Origin of the sequence: Shewanella halotolerans (assembly GCF_019457535.1) — a bacterium.
GTDB lineage: Bacteria > Pseudomonadota > Gammaproteobacteria > Enterobacterales > Shewanellaceae > Shewanella > Shewanella halotolerans.
This window is the reverse complement of record NZ_CP080417.1, coordinates 2,694,442-2,718,307: the sequence shown is the minus strand read 5'-3', so window position 1 is coordinate 2,718,307 and position 23,866 is coordinate 2,694,442. Positions and strand designations below refer to the sequence as shown.

14 protein-coding genes are annotated in these 23,866 nt (G+C 50.8%); 6 read left to right on the top strand and 8 right to left on the bottom strand.

All coding sequences use genetic code 11. From position 1 onward, the window contains the following. Positions 1-74: 74 nt before the first annotated feature. The 8 genes from K0H81_RS11630 to K0H81_RS11595 all read right to left on the bottom strand — a co-directional run bounded on the left by K0H81_RS11630 (position 75) and on the right by K0H81_RS11595 (position 15,902). Positions 75-2,363 (bottom strand): hypothetical protein, encoded by a 2,289-nt coding sequence (locus K0H81_RS11630; RefSeq protein WP_220058432.1) that lies wholly within the window; start codon positions 2,361-2,363, stop codon positions 75-77. 525 nt (positions 2,364-2,888) lie between these two features. Further along, positions 2,889-3,677, bottom strand: a complete 789-nt coding sequence (locus K0H81_RS11625; RefSeq protein ID WP_220058431.1) for a DsbA family protein — start codon at positions 3,675-3,677, stop codon at positions 2,889-2,891. 33 nt (positions 3,678-3,710) lie between these two features. Further along, the gene (locus tag K0H81_RS11620; RefSeq protein ID WP_220058430.1) at positions 3,711-5,081 is read right to left on the bottom strand and encodes a sigma-54 dependent transcriptional regulator; all 1,371 of its coding nucleotides are present in this window, start codon (positions 5,079-5,081) and stop codon (positions 3,711-3,713) included. A gap of 474 nt (positions 5,082-5,555) precedes the next feature. Next, positions 5,556-6,434 (bottom strand): MBL fold metallo-hydrolase, encoded by an 879-nt coding sequence (locus K0H81_RS11615; protein ID WP_220058429.1) that lies wholly within the window; start codon positions 6,432-6,434, stop codon positions 5,556-5,558. Positions 6,435-6,545: 111 nt separating this feature from the next. Next, positions 6,546-9,593 (bottom strand): efflux RND transporter permease subunit, encoded by a 3,048-nt coding sequence (locus tag K0H81_RS11610; protein WP_144198810.1) that lies wholly within the window; start codon positions 9,591-9,593, stop codon positions 6,546-6,548. Continuing rightward, a complete protein-coding gene (locus tag K0H81_RS11605) occupies positions 9,590-12,838 on the bottom strand; it encodes an efflux RND transporter permease subunit (protein WP_144198812.1) in 3,249 nt (1,082 codons plus the stop codon). Before K0H81_RS11605 ends, K0H81_RS11610 begins: the two co-directional genes overlap by 4 nt. Before the next feature lie 14 nt (positions 12,839-12,852). Further along, positions 12,853-13,917, bottom strand: coding sequence for an efflux RND transporter periplasmic adaptor subunit (locus K0H81_RS11600; RefSeq protein WP_220058428.1), 1,065 nt, complete (start codon positions 13,915-13,917; stop codon positions 12,853-12,855). A 698-nt stretch (positions 13,918-14,615) separates the two neighbouring features. After that, positions 14,616-15,902 (bottom strand): citrate synthase, encoded by a 1,287-nt coding sequence (locus tag K0H81_RS11595; RefSeq protein WP_144198816.1) that lies wholly within the window; start codon positions 15,900-15,902, stop codon positions 14,616-14,618. 412 nt (positions 15,903-16,314) lie between these two features. Between K0H81_RS11595 and sdhC the strand changes: the two genes are divergently transcribed. From sdhC to odhB, 6 genes are all read left to right on the top strand, one after another. Then, on the top strand, positions 16,315-16,710 hold the full coding sequence (gene sdhC / locus K0H81_RS11590; RefSeq protein WP_220044954.1) for a succinate dehydrogenase cytochrome b556 subunit: 396 nt from the start codon (positions 16,315-16,317) through the stop codon (positions 16,708-16,710). Next, on the top strand, positions 16,704-17,051 hold the full coding sequence (sdhD, locus tag K0H81_RS11585; protein WP_011865451.1) for a succinate dehydrogenase, hydrophobic membrane anchor protein: 348 nt from the start codon (positions 16,704-16,706) through the stop codon (positions 17,049-17,051). The genes sdhC and sdhD overlap by 7 nt, the downstream gene beginning before the upstream one ends. Further along, entirely contained in the window at positions 17,052-18,818 is a 1,767-nt protein-coding gene (gene sdhA / locus K0H81_RS11580) for a succinate dehydrogenase flavoprotein subunit (protein WP_144198819.1), read from the top strand. A gap of 10 nt (positions 18,819-18,828) precedes the next feature. Then, positions 18,829-19,536 carry a succinate dehydrogenase iron-sulfur subunit gene (locus K0H81_RS11575; protein ID WP_144198821.1) on the top strand — a complete coding sequence of 236 codons (708 nt, stop codon included), beginning with the start codon at positions 18,829-18,831 and terminating at the stop codon, positions 19,534-19,536. A 215-nt stretch (positions 19,537-19,751) separates the two neighbouring features. Then, a complete protein-coding gene (sucA, locus tag K0H81_RS11570; RefSeq protein ID WP_220058427.1) occupies positions 19,752-22,574 on the top strand; it encodes a 2-oxoglutarate dehydrogenase E1 component in 2,823 nt (940 codons plus the stop codon). Positions 22,575-22,606: 32 nt separating this feature from the next. After that, the gene (gene odhB / locus K0H81_RS11565) at positions 22,607-23,800 is read left to right on the top strand and encodes a 2-oxoglutarate dehydrogenase complex dihydrolipoyllysine-residue succinyltransferase (RefSeq protein ID WP_220058426.1); all 1,194 of its coding nucleotides are present in this window, start codon (positions 22,607-22,609) and stop codon (positions 23,798-23,800) included. The last annotated feature ends 66 nt before the right edge of the window (positions 23,801-23,866 follow it).

Below are 23,866 nucleotides of genomic sequence, written 5' to 3'. Positions count from 1 at the left end.
TAGAAAGCCAAGGGCATCGCCCTTGGCTTTTTTAGTTGTGCGGAGGTAATACCTGTTAAGTATCTCTCACGCTATTACTCAATTGCACCTACCTGGATGCTGACATCGGCGGTAGACTTGTCATTCTGGCTATTTGTCAGTTCAACCACTACGTCTTCTAAGAAGGCGATAGGATCTGTATTTTCAAGTCCTGGTTTGAGTTCTATTGTAAAGGCACATTCATAGTCCTCAGTGCCTGAACCTGTGTAGCCGAAGAGGTGATTAAAGCCACAAGCACCGTATGAGGTACCATTGTACATACCACCTCCGTTGATGATCTTGAAGCCTGCCGTATCTGGTTCGGCGAAGACATCTAATATGCCTATAGTAAGCTTAGTCAGATTGGCGTTGTTCACGTCAGCATTATGCATGCCTAGGACGACTAACATGGTTGCAGCAAAGTCCATATCCACAGCAGGAGCGGCTGGTGTAAAGGTCACTGTGGCATCATCGGAATCAGACACAGCTTGGCCATCTTCGTCGGTACCATCTATGGTGGCTACGTTGGTGTGGACATCGGTGCGGTAGCCTTGAATTTGCAGCGTGATAGTACAGCTGGCGTTTTCACCAGGTAGAAGCATGAATCCAGCTAGTGGTGTATCTGCAATTGGGGCTCCGTTCTTCATATCGACCATACAGTCACCTGTCAGAACACCAAATATGTCATCTGTTAGTGTGGCAAAGGTCACTGAGTCAACGGTATTTTGACCGCCTACCTTATCGTCAACGCTGAACCAGAAGGTAAAGTCGACGTCGCGGTAGATATCTGGATTATCACCGGTTTCCAGCACAGAGGTTGGATTAGCAGTTTTTTCCAGAGTGATCATAGATGGAATATCATTGATGATCACGGTGGCCGAATCGGCATTCATGGCTTCAGTATTTTCATCGTCGACCGCTTTGGCGGTTGCGGTGTTGGTATGAGAACCTGCGCCTGTGCCACTGATGAATTTATCGAAACTACATTCATAGTAGCCACCGAAGGCAATGGTTCCACCGGTCGCACAAGTACCTTGACCATTAAGATCGCCAAACTTGTCGTCGTTCAGATAGGTCAGGGTTAGCGGTGAGTCATAGTCTGCAGCAGTATTGTCGACTCTAACTGTGTAGGTTACCCAAGCGCCTGATTCAGGGACTTGATCAGGAACTGCAGATTTATCGACTGTGATGCTAGGTGGTAGGTTAGTCACGTTCACCTGAAGCACGTTAGAACAGTGATCGCCATCGACGCCGCCTATGGCTGCGCAGCTGCCACCATCCACAACGGGATCGTCGTTCTTATCTATCAACGCTAGCTTGATGATGTCGTTATACAGTTCAGGACTCTGGTCGTCAGGCAGATCTCTGTCGACGATAGTGACAGTGAACTGACAGCTGTAGGAGCCGCTAGGTACTATCTCGCCGCCGTTGGCAGGTTGACTACAGTTGCTGGCGGTGAGGTATACACCATCTGTTGCGCCAGCTGCACCGACACCATTCCAAAGATCCAGCATGGTTTCATAACTACCATCGGCGCCTTCGTCGACTTTATCGTATAGATCGGTAATAAAGAGTGAAGTATAGGCGTTAGGGTTATCGAAGCTGAGTTTAAAGGTATAGGCGCCACCCGGTTCGGTGTGGGTGTCGGTTCCTATAAGCTCTTTAGTAATGGTTGGTGCATTAGGTTTAATAAATACATCTATGTCGAATGAGTCACAACGACACTTAGATGGGGTACTGGGCGCTGCAGGATCATCTTCGCTACAGTCTTCGCCTGTCTTGTTATGCCAGGCCATACAGTAGTTAAACTCTGCCTTGCCGGAATTATCATCGTCACGACAGAAGAGAGTGATCTCTTCATCGGCATATACGTGGGTTGGATTGTAACCTGCTGCCTTACTGATATCGGCACAGGCGTCTAGGCCTTCTTCCAGATCCACCCCTGGACCATCTGTTCGACCGAGTAAGATTGAACATTCATTGTTGGGGTTAGCATCTTGAGCGCTCCAGTTACCTTCGGGCAGGTAGACAGAGTAGTCGTAACGTTCGTTTGCCGTGGTGGTAATGGTTACATCGGCGATGAAGGTGACTTCGTCGCCCAGATTACATTCGACTTTGGCATTAGGGTCATTTGGATCTCGAATGTTGTCCACTTTACTGACGCGAACGTCATTAGCGGTACAGTTTAGGTTAAAGCCCGCTTGTTCAGCCATACAGGCCTGATCCATCTTTTGTGGGAAGAAGGAGGCGTTTGCGGTCGTGATGGTAGCGCCATAGAGGCTGGCGCCGCTTATGAGGACGATGCCCAACGCCCTGACAAGCCGGTTGCATTTAAATCGTTTCATAATATTGACCTTTATAATCAAGTTAATATGGATAAAACGTCTTGTTAGTTCATCACTTTATGTCGGTGAAATTGGGCTCAATTTCGACAAAGTGCCTATTCGTTGTTGCTCGGTTATTACTACTATTTCGGCGTATGCCGCTTTTAGTGGCTGCATTGATGGCGAATAAAACGGTGCCTCATTGTGCAGCGTCCAAATCGATGGCCTAATAAGAGCAAGCATTGGGCCAGAAAGTTAAGGTGTTGATAAGTAGTTGGTTATTCTGATTTTCTGGCGGTCGAACAAGGTGGGGTGTTACATATGTGTAACACTATGCGTTGTCCAAACGAGAAGTGGACATGACGCTTGCTAAAGATGAGATTTTAATGATTGGTCAAACTTATGGTGGCGGTGAAAAATGGTGTGGGGTGAGGAAGGTAAAGCGCCGCCAAGTGATACTAGATAAGTGCCTTTATAAAGTGCTTTGCGGCGCCAGATTTGAGTTAGTTAGCATAATGAAGGGTTAAGTTAGTCGAGTTAGTTCCGTTAATTGGTTTGGGTCGGTTTTTCTAAGGCGTCAATCACCGCTTTGAAAGTGTCATAGCTTTGTGCACCAACCACTAGCTTGGGCTCGATGAGTCGATTGTTTTCCAGTTTACCTATGAGGAAACTTGGCGTGCCACGAACACCTATCGATGAGCCATAGCCAATATCCTGCTCTATCTTACTCATGATGGTTTGATCTTCCAGGCAGGCGGTGAATTTTGTCATGTCTAGCGAGAGTTGGGTGGCGGTATCTTGGTAGAGTTTGTCCCCAAGCTGTCTCATGTTTTTAAACAGGGCATCACGCATGGGCCAATAAGCGTCCTGTTGCAGGCTACAGTTGGCGGCTATGGCAGCGCCTTTAGCCTTAGGGTGAAAACCTAAGGGGAAGTCTCTGGCGATATATCTCACCTTGCCGGTGTCGATATAGTCGCTCTTGATCTTGATGAAGGTGTTGTCCATGTATCGTTTGCAGTAGGGACATTGATAATCGGAAAACTCTATGATGGCGACCTGCGCCGTCGCCTCGCCTAAGGCGGGTAGCTTACCATCTTCGCCCGGATTTATTTGCGTTGGTAGGCTTCTGTGTTGCGGCTCCTGACTCTTCATGGCAATGGTGTGTATCTCTTTCACCTGGCTGCCCATGATGGCCACTTGCTGTTTTAATTGGCCCATCTCCTGTTTCAGGTAGGCGAGTTCCTTTTCTAACTTGTCGTCATTTTTTTGCTGACAGGCAGCAGTAAAAAACAGCAAAGATAGGCAGACTATCACTGTCGAATGAATAGATGGCATAAGTCGATCCTCGTTTGGTGCCACTGACCTTGTCTATAGCGTTATCTTGCACTTCTTGATGAGGCGATAGAAAGTCGTTCGTGAGATGTTGAGTTCACGGGCCGCCGCCGAGATGTTGTGGTTATTGCGCTTAATGGCGGCCAATAGTAGTTCGGTATCAATTTCGGTTCTGTGCTGCGCCAGATCGACCACATCGGGATCATCGTTTGCCGAACAAGCGAATTTAATGCCGAGGTCGGCTTCGGTAATGGTGTCACTTTCGCTCATGATGATGGCACGTTGAATACGGTTTTTAAGTTCGCGTACATTGCCTGGCCATTGGTAGTTGGTCATGGCAAGTAGTGCGTCCTTGTGAAACTGAAATTGACGATTGGCTGGAGCAAGTTTGCTTAAGTAGTCTTGAGCCAAGAGCGCTATGTCTTGCTTATGTTCTCTTAAGCTGGGTAGCTCTATTTGTATGATATTGATTCGATAGAACAGATCTTCTCTGAATTTTCCCTCTTCGACGGCGTTTTCCAAATTGACATGGGTGGCGAAGATGATGCGACAATCCACCTCAGTCGATTTTTGACCGCCGATACGTTCGATATAATGCTCTTCAAGAAACTGCAGCAGATTGATCTGTAACTCGAGTGACAGATCGCCTATCTCATCTAGAAACAGGGTGCCCTTGTTAGCGCGCTCGATGCGACCTATGTATTGTCTGTCGGCTCCGGTGAAGGCACCTTTCTCATGGCCAAACAACTCAGAATGAATGAGGGTTGGGGGCAGGGCGCCGCAATTAACTGTGATAAAGGGGCCATTTTTACGAGTTGAGAGTGAGTGGATTAAATTGGCGCAAAGACCCTTACCCGTGCCGGTTTCGCCGCCTATCAATACCGTTTCATCTGACTTGGCGATCTTGTAGAGATTATCCCGCAATGTCTGCATCACTTTCGATTCACCAAAGAAGAAACATTGTGGTTGATGTGTGGTTTGTTCCTTACTCCATTGCTCATTTAATTGAGCCATGCCACAGAGGTGCCCTAAGGTGTGTTCGAGTCGCTGCCAATCTAATGGAAGGTGATGAAAATCAAGAAAATAATCTGTAAAACAGAAACAAAGGTTCCCCATATTCTGTGGGCTGTCTAAGGAGATCGCTAACCAGAGTAGGCCAGGTTGCCGCGCAGACAGTAGTTCGATAGCGCGCTGTACGACCTGCTGATGGGGGATATCTATGATGGCGATGGCGATTTGGCAGGGGGCATTTTCTAACGCTTTATAGGCCGCACTAAGGGTGCCGGCATGATTAAAATGCCATTGTAAAGTATCGGTTTGTTTATCGGTAAGGCACACTTCATCCGTGAGGTTTAATACCAATATGTTACGTTCCTTGTGTGTTAAGTTCCTCTTACGGTTACTCACACTTGATCCTTAGCCGGGGCCCCAAGACAGCCAATGCAATTGCTAGATAGGATGCTTAAATTTTAGGAAAGCTTGGTATTAACGCAAGCTGATAGTGTATCTAATTGTGATTCTTTTTATGTACGGTCATTATCACTGTAATTGCCCATCTATTCTAGGTTTTATCTATGTTGCCAAGCTGTGTTTTGGCCTGTTTAGTCATCGCTCTCATGTGTGGCTGTTTTAAGGTGCTTTTTTGACAAAATTAGGGACAGCTCGTCTCGGCTTATCGCCGTTTTGTCGAAGGATTATGCTGGGCACTAGCCATAGCGATAAGTGAAATTAGGATTGAAAATGGTCAGTAGGTGAAGACGGCTTAGGAAGGAAAAGGCACAGTCCTTAAACCGCGCCTTATTCATTTATAGGTCAATATATTTGTAGATAGCCTTATCGCTGCTACTCGTTCTCTGTTAATCGCATCTATATTTGGGTTGATTATTGACTCTTAAGGCCGTTATAGAGGGTCTCTATCCAGGTCTCCTGAGAGATAAACTTCCATCCCCAGCCCTGTAAATCGTTCGGTAAGCCGTGCTGCTTGATGGCCTCGAGCGACTTGCCCGATTTGAGCTGGGTGTTCATCCAGTCGATAGAGGTGTCTAACATCTGCTTGAACTTGATCAGATCTTGTTTGTTGGCCAGTTCGCCGTGTCCCGGAATGATTTTGGTGTTGTCATTGACCTTGGCCAAGATGGTGGCGACGCTGTCGCGGTAACCGAGTACCGAGCCACCCCCTTTAAGATCGATATAGGGAAATCTGTCTTTAAAGAATAGATCGCCCATGTGCACCACAGGCGCATCACGCCAGAAGATCACACTATCACCATCTGTATGGCCAGCGCCCAGGTGCACGAGTGAGAGCGTGTCGCCATTGAAGTGGATATTGATCCCCTGGTCATAGGTGATGCTGGGCAAGGCCTGCTTAGTGAAGTCTTGGTTACTGGCCAAGCGTTTGAGTACATTGTCGTGGGCGAAGATGGTGCCGGTTTGGCCAAAGATGTCGTTGCCGCCGGTATGATCGCCATGGTAGTGGGTGTTGACGATATATTTAGGCTTGCCCGCCTGGATGTCGGCCAGCGCTGCGCTAATCTTGTCTGCCAGTGGGGCAAACTGATCGTCGATGATCAGCAGACCATCTTCTCCAGCCGATACTCCTATGTTGCCGCCGGCGCCTGTCAGCATATAGACATGTTCTGAAAGTTTGGTGGCCGTTATTTCGACTTTGGCAAACTTATCTTCGTCGGCCAAGCTATTGATGCTGATGCCATAACTGCCGATGAGCAGGCTTGTCAGTGCAAAGCGTAAGATGTTGTTCATTGGAAGACCTTTTTCTCTCTTATCGAATCAATTTATATAGTTGCATAATAAAAAGGCTGCAAGAAGCAGCCTTTTTTAGTTTGTCTGAATTGTGCGCCTTTCCTGTCGGCCTTAGTGAGCCCAGGGCATGATGCGGCGCGTAAACCTGTCGGCGTTACCCAGCTTGATGGCTGCCTGATGGCGCATGCGATACAGGGCTTGATAGCAGAGCGGTACCAGATAGAGGCTGGTCAGCGTCGAGAAGCTCAAGCCGCCTATGATGGCGATCGCCATGGGTGCATATGGGGGGCCGCCGCCACCAATCTGGGTGTCGCCCATAGCCAGTGGTATCAGGCCTAGTACCGTGGTGCCGACTGTCATGAGCACCGGGCGCAGTCGGGTGATACACACAGATTCAATGGTGGCAGATAGACGATCCAGTTCAGGCGTCTTCTGGTTGATCTGATCCACAAGTACTATGCCGTTATTCACCACAATCCCCATCAAGATCAATATCCCTATCATGGCCATGATGGACATGCTGGTGCCGGTCAGCAGTAGCGCCCAGAACACCCCTGTGATGGAGAAGAGGATCGAGGTGATGATAGCCGTTGGCAGCAGTAGCGATTCGAACAGGGCGGCCATGACGATATAGATCATGGCGATGGCCAAGATCATATTGGTTGCCATGATGGCTTGATCTTCATCCTGACGCTGGAAACCGCCTCGCAGCGAATAGCCATAGCCCGCAGGAAACTGCACCGCATCCATCACCTGTTTGATTGCCTTTTGTGCCTCTTCCGTGGTCATCTCATCTAGATTGGCGCCGATTGAGAGTGCTGTTTGACGATCATAATGGCGGATAGTATCGAATCGTGGACGAATTGAGATCTCGGCCAGACTCTGCAAGGTGTATACGCGATTTCCCTGACGCACGATAGGTAGCTCTTTTAGCCTTTCGAGCGACTCGCGCCACTGTTTGTCGTAAGCCAGCTCGATGCGCAGCTCACCGCTTGGGTCGTGCCTGAAAGAGCGCAGCGGCGAACCACGAAGGGCCATAGACACGCTGCGGGCAAGTTCGCTCAGGCTCAAGTCCAGTCTCGCTGCCATGGTGCGGTCCAGCTCGATGATCACCTCTTGCTGTGTGCTGTTAAGCTCTGAGCGCACATCGATGAGCCCGTCTATCTTGGCCAGCATAGGCACCACCTGTTCACTGATAGTGATCAGTTCGCTGGTGGATCGTCCGGTAAGGGTGACGCGAATGCCATTGTTGTCGTTACCCCAGCCAAATTGTGGCTTGGCGATGGAGAACTTAGGGAAGCCTTCACGGATCTTGCGCTTCAGCGCCTTGATATCTATGTCGGCATCTTCCTGTAGCAGCAGGGTCGACTGACCTCTGTCGGCCGAGAAGTAGCTGTAGACAGAGTCGATATAGAACGCCTCTTTATTGGCGTAGAGGTAATCTTCCATGCGGTTGATCATCGCCTCTGTAACATCCAGGCTGTGTCGTCCCTCTACCTGGTAGTTGATGTAGAGGCGGTTATTACCTTCACCGTCGTTTTGATCCTGTTGCACCATGCTCAGCGGCAGCGCCGTTGAGGCTAGGATGATCACGGCAATCAGTCCTGAACGCTTGGGTCTGTGTAAGATCCACGCCAGGCTACGCTCGTAGAAAGACTCGAGCTTGCTCTGCTTGGGATTGGTCTCAATCTCGAAATGCAGCTTAGTTAACATCAATGGGATCAAAGTCTTAGCAACCAAGAGCGAGGCCGCCAGCGAGATACAGATGGCGATGGCCACATGCTCCAGGAAGATAGTCAGCTCTACCTTGACGCCGAAGATGTTTGGCAAGAATACAATGGCTGTGGTCAGGGTGCCGGCCAGTACCGCCAGGGCAACCTTGTTGACGCCCGTAAGCACCGCCTGGGAGGTGGTTGCCGTGCCTTGATGCTGCTTCTCTTGCAGCACGCTCTCACTGACCACCACGGCGTTGTCGATCAGCATGCCGACTGCCAGCAATAGTCCCATCATAGAGAGGATATTCAGGCTGTAGCCTAAGAAATACATGCCTGCCAGCGTCATACACAGAGAAATGGGCACAGAGGAGACCACCACCAGTGTCATCTTTAGGTTGCGCAGGAAGAGATAGAGCACGGCAAACGAGAGCAGGGCGCCTATCAGACCGGCAGCGAGTAGATCAGACAGGGAGGATTTCACCCCGTAGGCCTGATCTTCCATGATAAACAGCTTGATACCGTTGAACTGCTGGTCCTGTTTAGCCGCCTCGATCACCTTGAGTACGCGCTCAGACACGTCCACCAGGTTGGCGCCGGATTCTTTGAACACATCCAGACCGACTGCATATTTCTGATCCAGATGACGACCATCGAGGCGCTCGGGCAGGGCGTAGCGAATGCTGGCCACATCGCCCAAGGTGACGCCTGGGATCAATACCAGGGCGGCGATATCGTCGAGATCGCGAAACTCACCCTTTGGCGACACTTGATACACACGGGTGTTCGCCCTGAGGGTTCCGGCGCTGACGATAAAGTTCTCCTGCCCAAGACGCTGTTGCAACATGGTGCTGTTGATGCCGGTGGCGCTGAGCTTGTCGGCATCGATTCGGATCTCTATCTGTTTCTGCTCGACGCCATAGAGACTCACTTGAGAAACCCCTTCGACACGCTCTAGCGGCTTCTTCAGCTGCTTGTCCAGCAGGTCGAAGGCGCCAGATAACTCACGCTCGCTCGAGATACGTATGGTCAGCACAGGCATGTCGGCGGTGGAGAACTGGCGGATGAAGACCCGCTCCACATCCTTAGGCAAGAGATGGCGCACCGCATCCACCTTTTCCCTGGCTTCCAGGCTCTTGGTGGAGACGTTCTCGCCCCACTTCATCCTGAGTTCAATTTCGGCGCCATTTTGCGATGAGCGCGATCTCAGCTCCTCAATCCCGCCCATGGTGGCGAGAGACTCTTCCAATACATTGGTGATCTCACGCTCCACCTCGGCAGGGGTTGAGCCCTTGTAGGGGACTTCAATCATCACTTGCGGCATCTCTATGCCGGGAAACATCTCCAGTGGCAGCAGGCGGCTCGAGGCCAGACCAAAGAGGAGTATGGCCACGAAGAACATGCTGGTAGTAACGGGTCTCGTTAGGGCTAATCGAGTGATATTCATACTGATTCTCCCTCTTGGACGACTTCGGCTGGCGTGTCAAAGGCCTTGCGATCGAACAGGGCGTAGAGCGCTGGGATCACTACAAGCGTCAGTAGCGTGGCAAGTGACAAGCCGAAGATCACTGTGATCGCCATGGGGGCACGTACCTCGCTGCCATCGCCTAAACCCAGTGCCATAGGCGCCAGACCCAGTGCTGTCGTCATGGTGGTCATGACGATGGGGCGCAGGCGAGACTTGGCGGCTTCTTCGATGGCCGTCAGTTTAGCCATACCCTGCTCACGCAACTGGTTGATGCGATCCACCAGGACGATGGCGTTGTTCACTACGATACCCGCCAGCATGATAAGGCCGATGAACACCACCACGCTCAGGTGAGTCTGGGTGATGAAGAGACCGAAGATGCTACCGCCAACTGCCATGGGCACGGCGATCAGGATGAGCAGCGGATGTACCAGCGACTCGAACTGGCTGGCCATCACCAGATATACCAGGAAGACGGCCAATACCAGGGCGATCTGAAGTGACTGGAAGGAGTGTTCCATCTCTTCGTTCTGGCCACCGAAGCGCACCTGAATCGAGCTTGGCAGATTTTGCTGATCTATGATGCTTCTTGCCTCGAGTACCGCATCGTTGAGGTCACCATAGGCGAGGTTTGCCGAAACGATGGCAACGCGCTGCTGGCTGATACGGTTGATGGCAGAAGGGCCCAGATTCAAGGAGACATCGGCAACGGCGCTCAGTGGAATAGGCTGGTTGCTGTTGGGGTTGATGATCATCGAATCGATGTCACTTATCTGGTCGCGCTCCTCGAGTTCGCTGCGCACCAAGATGTCGATCTTTCTGTCGCGCACCGTATATTGGCTGGCGACTGTGCCGCCGATGCGCTGGGCGATACGATTCGCCACGGTTGGTGCGTCCATGCCTAGGGCGGCAAGGCGAGCGTGGTCGAAGCGGATGCTCAGCTCTGGCTGACCGTCACGAAGGCTGGTGTTGAGGTCGGCAAAACGATCTGAGTCTGACAGCGCGCTGATAAGGTTATCGGCGGTCTGCTTTAGCTGAGCTAAGTCATAGCCAATCACTTCTATCTCAAGCGGTGTCTTGAAGCTAAACAGCTCTGGATGTTGGATCTTGGCCTCTAGCTCTGGGATACGTATGGCTGTGGTGCGCAGCACATGGGTGACTGCATCGAAGGCCTGATGATCGGCCAGCACCACCTGCAGACGGCCCCAGTTTTCGCCGCCGCGCGAGGTGTCTGAGGTCATCAGACCGCCGCTACCGGCTTGGCTGTAGGCATGCTTTACATCTTCCCTGTCTTTGATAGACAAGGCCAGCTTTTGTAACACTCTGTCTGTCTCACTGACTTCTGTGCCCGGCGGCAGCAGGACTTCTACATAGAACTCGCCCTGATTCATCGGCGGGATCAGCTCCATGCCGAGTCTTGGGATAAGGCTCATGGTGCCCAAGGTGAGAGTGAGGGCGATGACCAGTGTCACCCAGGTAAACTTAAGCGCCTTGCGTAGCAGTTTGTGATAAACCCTTTCTAGCAGGTTGTAGCACCAGTTAAATGCCAGGCTGATGGGCCGCATGACCAGGCCTGCAAGCCATGAAAAGGCGCGGCTCAGCATCAAGGCCAGGGTCAGTAGCAGTGACGGCAGATAACTAAACAGCAGCACGAAGGGGAAGGAGCACACGGTGGCGCCATAATGCTTCACCTTGGCCAGCTTAGTGTCGAGCACAGGCTTTTCGCGTTTTTGTACCAGGTGTGGCAGGGCCTTGAAGCCTTCACGCGATGCCAGCATAGGGATGGTGGTCAGGGCGACCAGCAGGGAGGCCAGTAGGGCGAAGGTGACTGTCAGCGCCTGATCCGAGAACAGCGCGCCGGCAACACCGTCGACAAACACCAGCGGTACGAATACCGCCAGGGTGGTCATGGTGGAGGCGAAGATAGCGCCGGCCACCTCTTTGGTACCCGTCACGGCGGCGTCGAGTTTATTCATTCCCAGCTTGCGACAGCGGTCGATGTTTTCCAGCACCACGATGGCATTGTCCACCAGGAGGCCCACCGCCAGGGCGATACCGCCCAGTGACATGATGTTGAGGCTGATGTCGGCAAAATACATCATGTTAAAGGTGGCAATCACCGAAAACGGAATCGAGATGGAGATGATCAGGGTCGGAACTATGTCCCTGAGGAATAGGTAGATCACCAGCATGGAGAGTAAGCTACCGATCAGCGCCGCCGAGGTGACCTCGCTGACTGCGCTCTCGATAAACTCTGATTGATCGTAGATAACCTTAAGTTCAGCCTTCTCGTTTAGCTTCTTGAGGTCGTTAAGTTTAGCAGTGACTTTACGGGCCACGGCAACCGTGTTGGCATCGCCTTCCTTATAGATGGCCAGCTCGATCGACTCGGCAGAGCCAATGCGGGTGATGTCGTTACGTTCTTTATGGCTGTCTATGATGTCGGCCACCTCGAACAGACGTACCAAGGTCTGATTGTCGCGATAGACGATGATCTGACCCAGCTCGTCCAGGGAGTTGAACTGATTGAGGGTACGCACCAGATACTCTTTCTCGCCCTGTACCACCTTACCGGCAGAGAGGTTGATGTTTTCTGCGGCGATACGCTCGCGGATCTTATCTGCGTTCAGGTTAAGCTGAGTCAGCTTCTCCTGGTTCAGCTGAATATGCACCTCTTGCTCCAAACCACCGGAGAGCCTGACGGCCGCGACGCCACTGAGGGATTCCAGCTGACGCTTGAGCTCCTCCTCAGCAAAGGTGCGCATCTGCTTGAGCGACTGGGCATCGGCGTCGGGCAGGGAGAGGGCTAGACGTACTATGGGATCCAGATTAGGGTTAAAGCGCAGCAACAGCGGCTTCTTCACATCCAGGGGTAGCTCTATGGTGTCTAGCTTTTCCCTCACCTCCAGGCTCGCCATGTCCATGTCTGTGCCCCATTCAAATTCGAGCACCACATCTGACATGCCAGAGCGGGAGATGGAGCTTATCTTACGCAGCCCCTTAACGATACCTGCGGCCTCTTCGATGGGCTTAGAGACAAGCTGCTCAACCTCGACCGGCGCGGCTCCTTCATATTGGGTACGTATGGTGATGGTAGGGTAGCTGAGATCCGGCAGGAGTTTCACCGCCAGGCGAGAGAAACCCACCATGCCAAATAGGATCACCGCCAGCATAAACATCCACACGGATACCGGCCGTTTAACGGAAGTATTAATTATCGACATAAGCTAAGTTCCCGTTATTGTTGTGCGCGAGCAACGTCTAGTTGGCTGATCACTTCAACTAAGGATTGATCTTTCAGGTTTTGTTGTCCGCGGATCACTATCTGTTCGCCGGGTTCCAGTCCTGAGACCACCTCTACGGTATCGGCCTCGCGATAGCCTAGGGCGACTTCGCGGCGCAGGGCATTTTCCCCTTGGACGACATACAGGGCGTATTGATTGTCCTGATTGACCACGGCGTTGTAGGGAACGGTTATCACATTGCTGTGGGTGTCGTATCTCAGCTCAACCCGGGTAAACATCCCGGCCTTTAGCTGGGCATTCTGGTTAGGCACTGAAAGGGTGACTTTAAAGGTACCACTTTGAGGGTCGACTATGGGGCTGATCCGCAGCACCTTGGCGTGAATAGTATCTTGGGTGTGCTTGTTGGCATATAGCTCGGCTTCCTGGCCTAGACGCAGGCTCTGCAGCTGCGCCTCTGGTAGATGCACTATGCCATACAGTTCATCTTGATTAACCACATAGAAAAGCTGCTCAAACTCTTTAGCCATGTTACCGGCCTTCACATAACGCTTGGCAACTACACCGTCGATAGGGGAGCGAACCATGCTTTCTTCTACCTGAAGGGCGGCTAAGTCGCGCTTGGCGATGGCGGCTTGCAGGTTGTACTCGAGTTTGGCCATGGAATCGGCGCTGATGAACTCTTTATTGCTCATCTTCTTCAAACGGTTGAGCTCTTGCTCGATGATCTCCACTTCGGCCTGTGAGCGGGCCAGATCGTAGCGCTGGCGTTTAGCATCGATTACTGCCAGCAATTGCCCCTTGGAGACGCGATCCCCTTCTTCGACTTTAATGGATTCGATAAGACCGGCGATGCGGCTAACAACGTCGGCTTCCTGAGGAGCTTCCAGAGTTGCGGTAGTACTATAAAAAGAGGAGACATCACCTTGTATGACTGTTGTGGTTTCGACGGGAACGGCGTACTTTTCTTCTTCTTTCTTTGTTTCCTCATTACCACATGCACTGAGTACGGCAACAAATAGTAGGGGAAGTGCCAACTTAAACTTTGAAAAAGATTCCATGTGAAGATACCTATGTTATTTATCCAATTAGCCTTAGTAAGCACAAGGTGTGCCAAAATGTTAAACGACTATTTATCAGTTGCTTACGCTAGAATCAGTTAGGGCATGGTGAGTTTGTTAACTGGTTTGTAGCGAAAATGTTTAACATGTGATGCTTTTGACTAATTAACAGTTAAGACCTATTACCAAGGTCTGTGCAAATTGGATTTGATACAAAATGTATCTCTATTACATAGGGGCAGCTTAACTTACACGGATGTAAGGCTGATTGCTTAATGGGAAAAGGTTTAGAAGTGAAGTGCTGAGAGAAAAAGGGCTGAGCGGGAAGGGCAGAGAGGAAAGAGCTGAAAGAGAAGACTTGTGGAAGGTAAAGGGAGTCAATCGCTTTAAATCGTGAACCCATAGTGGTGAAGGCTCAGATACCAACATCCAGATATAAAAGCTCGTCTATAACTACTCATGTAAAAGGTGTATGTAAACGGCTCATATAAAAGCTCAGGCATAACGCCTTGCCTGAAACTGAGGCATTAAAAGAGAGCGACCAAATAGAGCTATTAAAGCAGAGCGATTAAGGAAGAGCGATTAAAAGCAGAGCGATTAAAAGCAGAGCGATTAAAAGAAGAGCGATTAAAGCAACGCTATTAGAAGAGAGGCATAAAAAAAGCACCCATAGGGTGCTTTTTAAGACTAGGCTGCGATTAACGCTTGTCCAGTTTGACGAAGTCGCGTTCTGGTGAGCCTGTGTAGAGCTGGCGTGGACGGCTGATCTTGTGACCAGGCTGATCCAGCATCTCTTTCCAGTGTGCAATCCAACCCACAGTACGCGCCAGGGCGAACAGTACGGTGAACATGCTGGTTGGAATGCCGATAGCCTTCATGATGATGCCTGAGTAGAAATCGACGTTTGGATAGAGTTTCTTCGACACGAAGTACTCATCTTCCAGTGCGATACGCTCAAGTTCCATCGCCACGTCGAGCAGCGGGTCATTGACCTTAAGCTCGGCAAGCACTTCGTGACAGGTTTCGCGCATAACCTTGGCGCGAGGGTCGAAGTTCTTGTAAACGCGGTGACCGAAGCCCATCAGACGGAATGGATCTTCCTTATCTTTCGCACGAGCGATGAACTCAGGAATGCGATCGACAGTACCGATCTCTTCCAGCATGTTCAGGCAAGCTTCGTTCGCGCCGCCGTGTGCAGGGCCCCATAGTGAAGCGATACCCGCTGCGATACACGCAAATGGGTTAGCACCCGATGAACCGGCTAGACGCACGGTAGAGGTCGAAGCGTTTTGCTCATGGTCTGCGTGCAGGATAAAGATACGGTCCATAGCGCGTTCAATGATAGGGTTAACCTTGTACTCTTCACAAGGAACCGCAAACATCATGCTTAGGAAGTTGCCGGCATAGCTTAGGTCGTTACGTGGGTAGACAAATGGTTGGCCAATTGAATACTTGTAACACATAGCGGCGATAGTCGGCATCTTAGAGACTAAACGGAACGCCGCAATTTCGCGGTGGTGTTCGTCGTTGACATCGAGAGAGTCTTGGTAGAATGCAGACAATGCACCTGTGACACCACATAGCATGGCCATTGGGTGTGCGTCACGGCGGAAACCACGGAAGAACGAAGCCAGTTGCTCGTTAACCATAGTGTGGGTCTTAACCGTGTAAACAAATTTGTCGTATTGAGCCTTGTTAGGTAACTCACCGTAAAGCAGTAGATAACAAAGATCTAAATAGTCTGAGTCGACGGCAAGTTCGTCGATCGCGTAACCACGGTGTAAAAGTATACCTTGGGCGCCATCAATGTAAGTGATAGCTGATTCGCAGGATGCTGTCGCTAGGAATCCTGGGTCAAATGTAAAATGACCTTTGCTACCGAGTTTACTGATGTCGATAACATCAAATCCCGCCGTTCCTTTCTTAATAGGCAGGTCAATCGAATCGTTCCCTGGTAGTTCCAATTTGGCTATATTATCAGCCATACCCCGTTCTCCTTACTTCATTCTTATGTGAGTGCGGCTTTGTCAAACGCCAATACTTTACAGTGAATCTAGATCACATTTCAATTTAAATAAGTGTTTAAATTCGTTAGACCATGGTCTTAATTTGACGTAAGTGCCCGCCAATACAGCAACTTGGCAGATTTTTTTACCAAAAAAACAAAATTTGCATAATGTGATGTTTGTATTTGACATTTGTGGGGCGTATACTTGCTTCGGCTCGAAAGAGCTGCAAACAAACCAATTCGTAGACCATTATTTACATACTTATTTAGTGATTTTTGAATTAGTTAACTGTTTGTTTCAACTTTCCTTTTGAGGCGAGAGGAGGTGGTAAGTTTGCTTGCTGGTCAAATTTCGTTCGAAAGAGGTTCAATAACAAAAATAATGCTCAATGGAGCAGAGTGAGCAGAACGTGAAAAAGCAAAGACCTGTCCATCTAGATCTGCAGACCATTCGCTTTCCTGCAACAGCGATTGCGTCAATCCTACACCGTGTCTCCGGTGTCATCATGCTGTTTGCCGTCGGCATTCTTATCTGGTTGTTGAGTGAGTCACTCGCATCTGCTGAGAGTTTCGCAGGCATTCAATCTCTATTTGATACCTTTATCGTTAAGTTTGTTGTCTGGGGAATTCTGACCGCGCTTGGTTATCACCTGATTGTTGGCGTACGCCACCTGATCATGGATACCGGTCGTTGGGAAGAGTTGGAATCGGGTAACGCTTCAGCGAAAGCCGCCTTCGTTATTGCTGCGGCATGGTCAATCATTGCGGGGATTTGGGTATGGTAACAAATGCAGCGAGTCTTGGACGCAGTGGCGTTCATGATTTTATTCTTCTTCGTGCTAGTGCCGTGATCCTTACTTGTTACACCATTTTCTTAGTAGGATTCATCGCCGCTAGTGCGCCTCTCACTTATGACGTATGGCACGGTTTGTTCAGTGCTTTGCCGATGAAAGTGTTTACGCTTCTTGCCCTGGTCGCCATCCTGGTTCACGCCTGGATCGGTATCTGGCAGGTGCTCACCGACTATGTTAAGCCGGTAGCCGTCCGTGGCGTACTCCAATTCGTCTTCGTCGTAGCAGCGCTTTCTTACCTGGCTGCTGGCATTGTTATTGTGTGGGGTGTTTAAGTGAGTATTCCAGTACGTGAGTTTGATGCAGTCGTAATTGGCGCCGGTGGCGCGGGTATGCGAGCTGCACTACAGATTTCTAAAGAAGGTAAGAGCTGCGCGCTGTTATCTAAAGTATTCCCAACGCGTTCTCATACCGTTTCTGCCCAGGGTGGTATTACCGTTGCCCTAGGTAACGCACATGAAGACCATTGGGAACAGCACATGTACGATACCGTTAAGGGTTCCGACTTCATCGGTGACCAAGACGCTATCGAATTTATGTGCCAAACCGGTCCAGAAGCCATTATCGAACTTGAGCACATGGGTCTGCCATTCTCTCGTTTCGATAACGGTAAGATCTATCAGCGTCCTTTCGGCGGCCAATCGAAGAACTTCGGTGGCGAGCAGGCGGCACGTACCGCTGCGGCGGCCGACCGTACGGGTCACGCCTTGCTGCACTGTCTATACCAGCAGAACGTTAAGCATAAGACTGAAGTCTTCTCTGAGTGGTATGCACTTGACCTGGTTAAGAACGAAGACGGTGCCATCGTAGGTTGTACTGCAATCGAAATCGAAACCGGCGAGATCGTTTACTTCAAGTCTAAGGCCACTATTCTAGCTACCGGTGGTGCGGGTCGTATCTACGCCTCTACCACAAACGCTCACATCAACACAGGTGACGGTGTCGGCATGGCGATGCGCGCTGGCGTGCAGATGCAAGACATGGAGATGTGGCAGTTCCACCCAACCGGTATCGCCGGCGCGGGTGTACTGGTCACCGAAGGTTGTCGTGGTGAAGGCGGATACCTGCTGAACAAAGACGGCGAGCGCTTCATGGAGCGTTACGCACCAAACGCGAAAGACCTGGCATCTCGTGACGTGGTAGCACGTTCTATGATGACTGAGATCCGTGAAGGCCGTGGCCTTGATGGTCCACTAGGTCCTCACTGTTTACTGAAACTCGATCACTTAGGTAAAGAGACTCTTGAAGCACGTCTACCAGGCGTATGTGAACTGTCTCGTACCTTCGCGCATATCGATCCAGCCGATGGTCCAATCCCTGTACTGCCAACTTGTCACTATATGATGGGTGGTCTGCCTGCTAAGGTGAGCGGTCAGGTGATCCGTAAGAATGAAGATGGTAGCGAGCAGGATGTCGTTGGTCTGTTTGCCGTGGGTGAGATTGCCTGTGTATCGGTACACGGCGCGAACCGCCTGGGTGGTAACTCACTACTCGACCTCGTGGTCTTTGGCCGTGCAGCCGGTCAGCACCTGGGTAAGGCGCTGGATGAGACTGCTACACCTAAAGATGCAACCGATGCCGACATCGCTAAGTCGCTTGAGCGTCTAAATCGTTGGGAAAGCAACAAAGACGGTGAAGATCCTGCGCAGATCCGTAAAGATCTTCAGCTTTGTATGCAGCTTAACTTCTCGGTATTCCGTACCGGCGAGGCAATGGCAGAAGGTCTTGAAGAGCTTAAGGCGATTCGCGAGCGTTTGGCTAACGCCAAGCTGTCTGACAACTCAAGAGAGTTCAACACTCAGCGTATCGAGTGTCTAGAGCTAGATAACCTGATGGCGACAGCGATTGCGACTGCTTATGCGGCGAACTTCCGTCAAGAGAGTCGTGGTGCGCATTCACGTGAAGACTTCCTCGAGCGTGATGATGAGAACTGGTTGTGTCACAGCTTGTTCGATCCTCAGACCGAACAGATGACCAAGCGTGCGGTAAACATGGAGCCTAAGCTTCGTGAAGCCTTCCCGCCGATCAAGCGTACCTACTAAGGAAGATAAGATGAATTTGAAGATTGCTATTTATCGCTATAATCCTGAAGTAGACTCTAAGCCTTACATGAAGGATTACACGCTAGAAGTGGCTGACGGTACCGATATGATGGTGCTGGATGTCCTGATGCAGCTGAAGGTACAAGACCCAACGCTGGCGTTCCGTCGCTCATGCCGTGAAGGTGTTTGTGGTAGTGATGGCGTAAACATGAACGGCAAGAACGGTCTGGCCTGTATCACACCAATTTCTACCTTCAAGGGTAAGAAGCTGGAGATACGTCCACTGCCGGGTATGCCTGTGGTTCGTGACCTGATTGTTGACCTGACTCAGTTCTACAAGCAGTACGAGAAGATCAAGCCTTACCTGATCAACGACGACAAGACACCGGCCCGTGAACATCTGCAATCGCCAGAAGAGCGTGCGCACCTGGATGGTCTGTATGAGTGTATCATGTGTGCGTGTTGTTCAACGGCTTGTCCATCATTCTGGTGGAACCCAGACAAGTTCATCGGTCCAAGTGGCCTGTTGCATGCCTATCGTTTCCTTATCGATAGCCGCGATACCGCCACCGAAGAGCGTCTGTCTGAGCTCGACGATGCTTACAGCGTATTCCGTTGCCATGGCATCATGAACTGTGTTGACGTTTGTCCTAAAGGACTCAACCCGACTAAAGCAATTGGACACATCAAGTCTATGCTGCTTAAGCGAGCTGTCTAAATGCAACACACTGAGCTGATTTTAATAATTATATAGCTCTTTTGAGAGTCACTTCTTCTATGTGAGAAGTGGCTCTTTTATGTAATGGAACTACACATGCCGTGAAATCTGGACTCTAGGGGCGGCAGATATTTTGCAATTGCAGTACATTTGACTGGATTGCATTTTCAATACTTTGGCTAAAAACACGTGTATAAAGTTTGAAAGGAATAGAAATGCACCAAGGCATCATGAAAGCCTGGCTCGAATCGTCTCATTTAAACGGGGCTAATTCGACCTATGTAGAAGAGATGTATGAAGCCTATCAAGAGGACCCTCAGTCAGTATCAGACGACTGGCGAGCGGTGTTTGATAACCTCCCATATGCCAACGGTGCAACAGCAGATGTGCCCGAAGCTGCCCACTCTAAAGTACGTGAATATTTCCGTAGTTTGGCGCTAGACGGTCGTCACAAGAGCGCTGCTCGTGTGACCGATCCAGAAGTCGATGCCAAACAGGTTAAAGTTCTTCAGTTGATCAACGCCTACCGTTTCCGCGGCCACCAGAATGCGAATCTGGATCCCCTCGGGCTATGGAAGCGCGATACCGTCTCTGAATTGGACCCGGCCTTCCACGGCTTAACCGGCGAAGATATGGAGCGTGAATTCAACACTGGTTCATTTGCTCACGGTGGCGACACCATGAAGCTGGGTGATCTGGTTAAAGCACTGAAAGCAACCTATTGTGCTGCTATCGGTGCGGAATACATGCACATCACAGATACCGATGAGAAGCGTTGGATCCAACAACGCTTGGAGCCATCATTAGGTAGAGCGAATTACGATAAGAACACCAAGACACGTATCCTCGAGGGCCTGAATGCCGCCGAAGGTATGGAGAAGTACCTCGGTGCCAAGTTCCCCGGCGCAAAACGTTTCTCACTGGAAGGTGGTGACGCGCTCGTCCCTATGATGCGTGAAATCATCTATCGTGGCGGTGAAGCGGGTACTAAAGAGATCGTCGTGGGCATGGCTCACCGTGGTCGTCTAAACCTACTGGTTAACATCTTAGGTAAGAAGCCATCAGAACTCTTCGACGAGTTTGCCGGTAAGCACAGCGATGAGCTAAACGGTTCCGGTGACGTTAAGTATCACCAAGGTTTCTCATCAGATTTCGAAACACCGGGCGGCAACGTTCACCTGGCACTGGCGTTTAACCCATCACACCTTGAGATCGTTAACCCTGTGGTCATGGGCTCGGTAAGAGCACGTCTGGACCGCCGCGGTTGTAAGACGGGTCTTCAGGTAATGCCTATCACTATTCACGGCGACAGCGCGATTGCCGGTCAAGGTATTGTCCAAGAGACCTTTAACATGTCTCAAACCCGTGCCTTCAAGGTGGGCGGCAGTATCCGTATCGTGGTCAACAACCAGGTAGGTTTTACTACTAACCTGACTGAAGACACCCGTTCGACCGAGTACTGTACCGATATCGCCAAGATGGTACAGGCGCCTATCTTCCACGTGAACGCAGACGACCCAGAATCGGTCGCCTTCGTTGCTCAGCTAGCGGTTGATTACCGTAACGAGTTTAAGCGTGACGTAGTGATCGATCTGGTCTGTTACCGTCGTCACGGCCACAACGAGGCCGACGAGCCGAGTGCAACTCAGCCGTTGATGTATGCCAAGATCAAGAAACATCCAACGCCACGTAAGATCTATGCCGACCGTTTGATCGAAGAGCAGACTCTAGGCGCGGATGATGTGACCGCGATGATCAACGACTACCGCGATGCGTTGGATAAAGGCGATTGCGTAGTTAAAGAGTGGCGTCCAATGACGCTGCACACGGTTGACTGGACACCTTATCTTAACCGCGAGTGGGACGAGGCTTATCCTGCCGAGTTACCGCTAGATCGCGTTAAGGCATTGGCTGAGAAGATCAGCTACGTGCCAGAGGGCCACAAGCTACAGTCGCGTGTTGCTAAGATCTACAAAGACCGTGTGGCCATGGCCGCCGGTGACAAGCTGCTGGACTGGGGCTTCGCCGAAACGCTAGCCTATGCCTCGATTTTGGATGACAACAAGCGCGTGCGTATCACAGGTCAAGACTCCGGCCGTGGTACCTTCTTTCACCGTCACGCCGTGTTGCACAACCAAAATGATGCGACGGCTTATCTGCCACTGCGTCACCTGTCTGACATGCAAGGCCCTATCGATATCTCTGACTCGGTATTGTCTGAAGCCTCAGTACTGGCGTTCGAATATGGCTATGCGACGGCTGAGCCGGGCGGCCTGACCATTTGGGAAGCTCAGTTCGGTGACTTCGCTAACTGTGCCCAGGTGGTGATCGATCAGTTCCTCTCTTCAGGTGAGCAGAAGTGGGGCCGTCTGTGTGGCTTGACCATGCTGTTGCCACATGGCTACGAAGGTCAGGGCCCAGAGCACTCGAGTGCACGTCTGGAGCGTTTCCTGCAGCTTTGTGCTAACCACAACATGCAGGTGTGTGTCCCATCGACACCGGCACAGGTTTACCACATGCTACGCCGTCAGGTAGTGCGTCCTATGCGTCGTCCTCTGGTGGTCATGTCACCTAAGTCACTGCTGCGTCATCCGCTGGCGGTGTCTAGCCTGGAAGAGCTGGCCGAAGGCACCTTCCAGAATGTGATTGCCGAGATAGATGATCTCGATAGCAGCAAGGTCGATCGCGTGGTCTTCTGTAGCGGTAAGGTTTACTTCGAACTGCTCGAGAAGCGTCGAAAAGAGAACCTGGACAATGTTGCACTCATTCGTGTCGAACAACTGTACCCGTTCCCACACGAAGATATGGCAAAGATCCTCGCCCAGTATCAGCACGTTAAAGATTTCGTTTGGTGTCAGGAAGAACCTCAGAACCAGGGCGCTTGGTATTGCAGCCAGCATCACTTCTGGGCAGCCATTCCTGCCGGTGCTCAATTAACCTATGCGGGTCGTGAAGCCTCGGCCGCGCCAGCATGTGGTTATCCGGCCCTGCACACCCAGCAGCAAGAATCTTTAATCAATAGCGCATTAAAACTGTAGTAATAGACAATTTATAAAAAGGATAGCTTTCCATGAGTATCGAAATTAAGGTACCCGTACTGCCAGAATCAGTTGCTGATGCAACCATCGCCACATGGCATGTTAAAGCTGGCGAGCAAGTGTCTCGTGATCAAAACCTGGTCGATATCGAAACCGACAAGGTGGTTCTAGAAGTGGTTGCGCCAGAAGATGGTTCAATCGTTGAGTTCCTGGCGGAAGAGGGCGACACAGTGTTGGCCGAAGCCGTTATTGCTAAGTTTGTTGCTGGTGCGGTTGCCGGTCAGGAAGTCTCTAAAGAGCAAGCCGAAGCGGCAGCCCCGCAAGCGGAAGCGGCTGGCGAAGAGTCTAACGACGCGCTAAGTCCATCTGTACGTCGTCTGATTGCCGAGCACAACCTGGATGCCGCTAAAATTAAGGGTACTGGTGTTGGCGGTCGTATCACTAAAGAAGATGTGGAAGCCTTCATCAAGTCAGCGCCTGCTGCTAAGTCAGCTGCGGCGCCAGCCGTTGTTGCGCCGCTAGGTGAGCGTAGCCAGAAGCGTGTACCTATGACGCGTCTGCGTAAGACTATCGCAAACCGTCTGCTGGAAGCGAAGAACTCAACGGCTATGTTGACGACCTTCAACGAAGTGAACATGAAGCCTATCATGGACATTCGTAAGCAGTATCAAGAGCTGTTCGAGAAGAAGCACGGCATCCGTCTTGGTTTCATGTCTTTCTACGTGAAAGCCGTGACCGAAGCCCTGAAGCGTTTCCCTGAAGTGAACGCCTCTATCGACGGTGATGATATCGTTTACCACAACTACTTCGACGTGAGCATCGCGGTTTCTACGCCACGTGGCCTGGTAACGCCAGTACTACGTGACACAGACACCATGAGCCTGGCTGACATCGAGCGTAACGTTCGTGAACTGGCTATCAAGGGCCGCGACGGTAAGCTGACTGTTGACGACATGACCGGCGGTAACTTCACCGTGACTAACGGCGGCGTATTTGGCTCGCTAATGTCTACTCCAATCCTTAACCTGCCACAAAGCGCTATCTTGGGCATGCATGCCATCAAAGATCGCCCAATGGCGGTTAATGGTCAGGTAGAAATTCTACCTATGATGTACCTAGCACTCTCTTATGACCACCGTATCATCGATGGTCGTGAGTCTGTTGGCTTCCTGGTTGCCATTAAGGACTTCCTGGAAGACCCAACTCGTCTACTATTAGACCTGTAAGACGATGTTGTTTCGATGCCTGTCGGAAACGGTAGGCATCACCCCTCGCTACCGACTCAATTGAGT

Bases quoted from the DNA above. Each gene is read 5' to 3' on its own strand.
- K0H81_RS11630 (WP_220058432.1), bottom strand. From the start codon at position 2,363: ATGAAACGATTTAAATGCAACCGGCTTGTCAGGGCGTTGGGCATCGTC.
- K0H81_RS11625 (WP_220058431.1), bottom strand. From the start codon at position 3,677: ATGCCATCTATTCATTCGACAGTGATAGTCTGCCTATCTTTGCTGTTT.
- K0H81_RS11615 (WP_220058429.1), bottom strand. From the start codon at position 6,434: ATGAACAACATCTTACGCTTTGCACTGACAAGCCTGCTCATCGGCAGT.
- K0H81_RS11610 (WP_144198810.1), bottom strand. From the start codon at position 9,593: ATGAATATCACTCGATTAGCCCTAACGAGACCCGTTACTACCAGCATG.
- K0H81_RS11605 (WP_144198812.1), bottom strand. From the start codon at position 12,838: ATGTCGATAATTAATACTTCCGTTAAACGGCCGGTATCCGTGTGGATG.
- K0H81_RS11600 (WP_220058428.1), bottom strand. From the start codon at position 13,917: ATGGAATCTTTTTCAAAGTTTAAGTTGGCACTTCCCCTACTATTTGTT.
- K0H81_RS11595 (WP_144198816.1), bottom strand. From the start codon at position 15,902: ATGGCTGATAATATAGCCAAATTGGAACTACCAGGGAACGATTCGATT.
- sdhC (WP_220044954.1), top strand. From the start codon at position 16,315: ATGGAGCAGAGTGAGCAGAACGTGAAAAAGCAAAGACCTGTCCATCTA.
- sdhD (WP_011865451.1), top strand. From the start codon at position 16,704: ATGGTAACAAATGCAGCGAGTCTTGGACGCAGTGGCGTTCATGATTTT.
- K0H81_RS11575 (WP_144198821.1), top strand. From the start codon at position 18,829: ATGAATTTGAAGATTGCTATTTATCGCTATAATCCTGAAGTAGACTCT.
- sucA (WP_220058427.1), top strand. From the start codon at position 19,752: ATGCACCAAGGCATCATGAAAGCCTGGCTCGAATCGTCTCATTTAAAC.
- odhB (WP_220058426.1), top strand. From the start codon at position 22,607: ATGAGTATCGAAATTAAGGTACCCGTACTGCCAGAATCAGTTGCTGAT.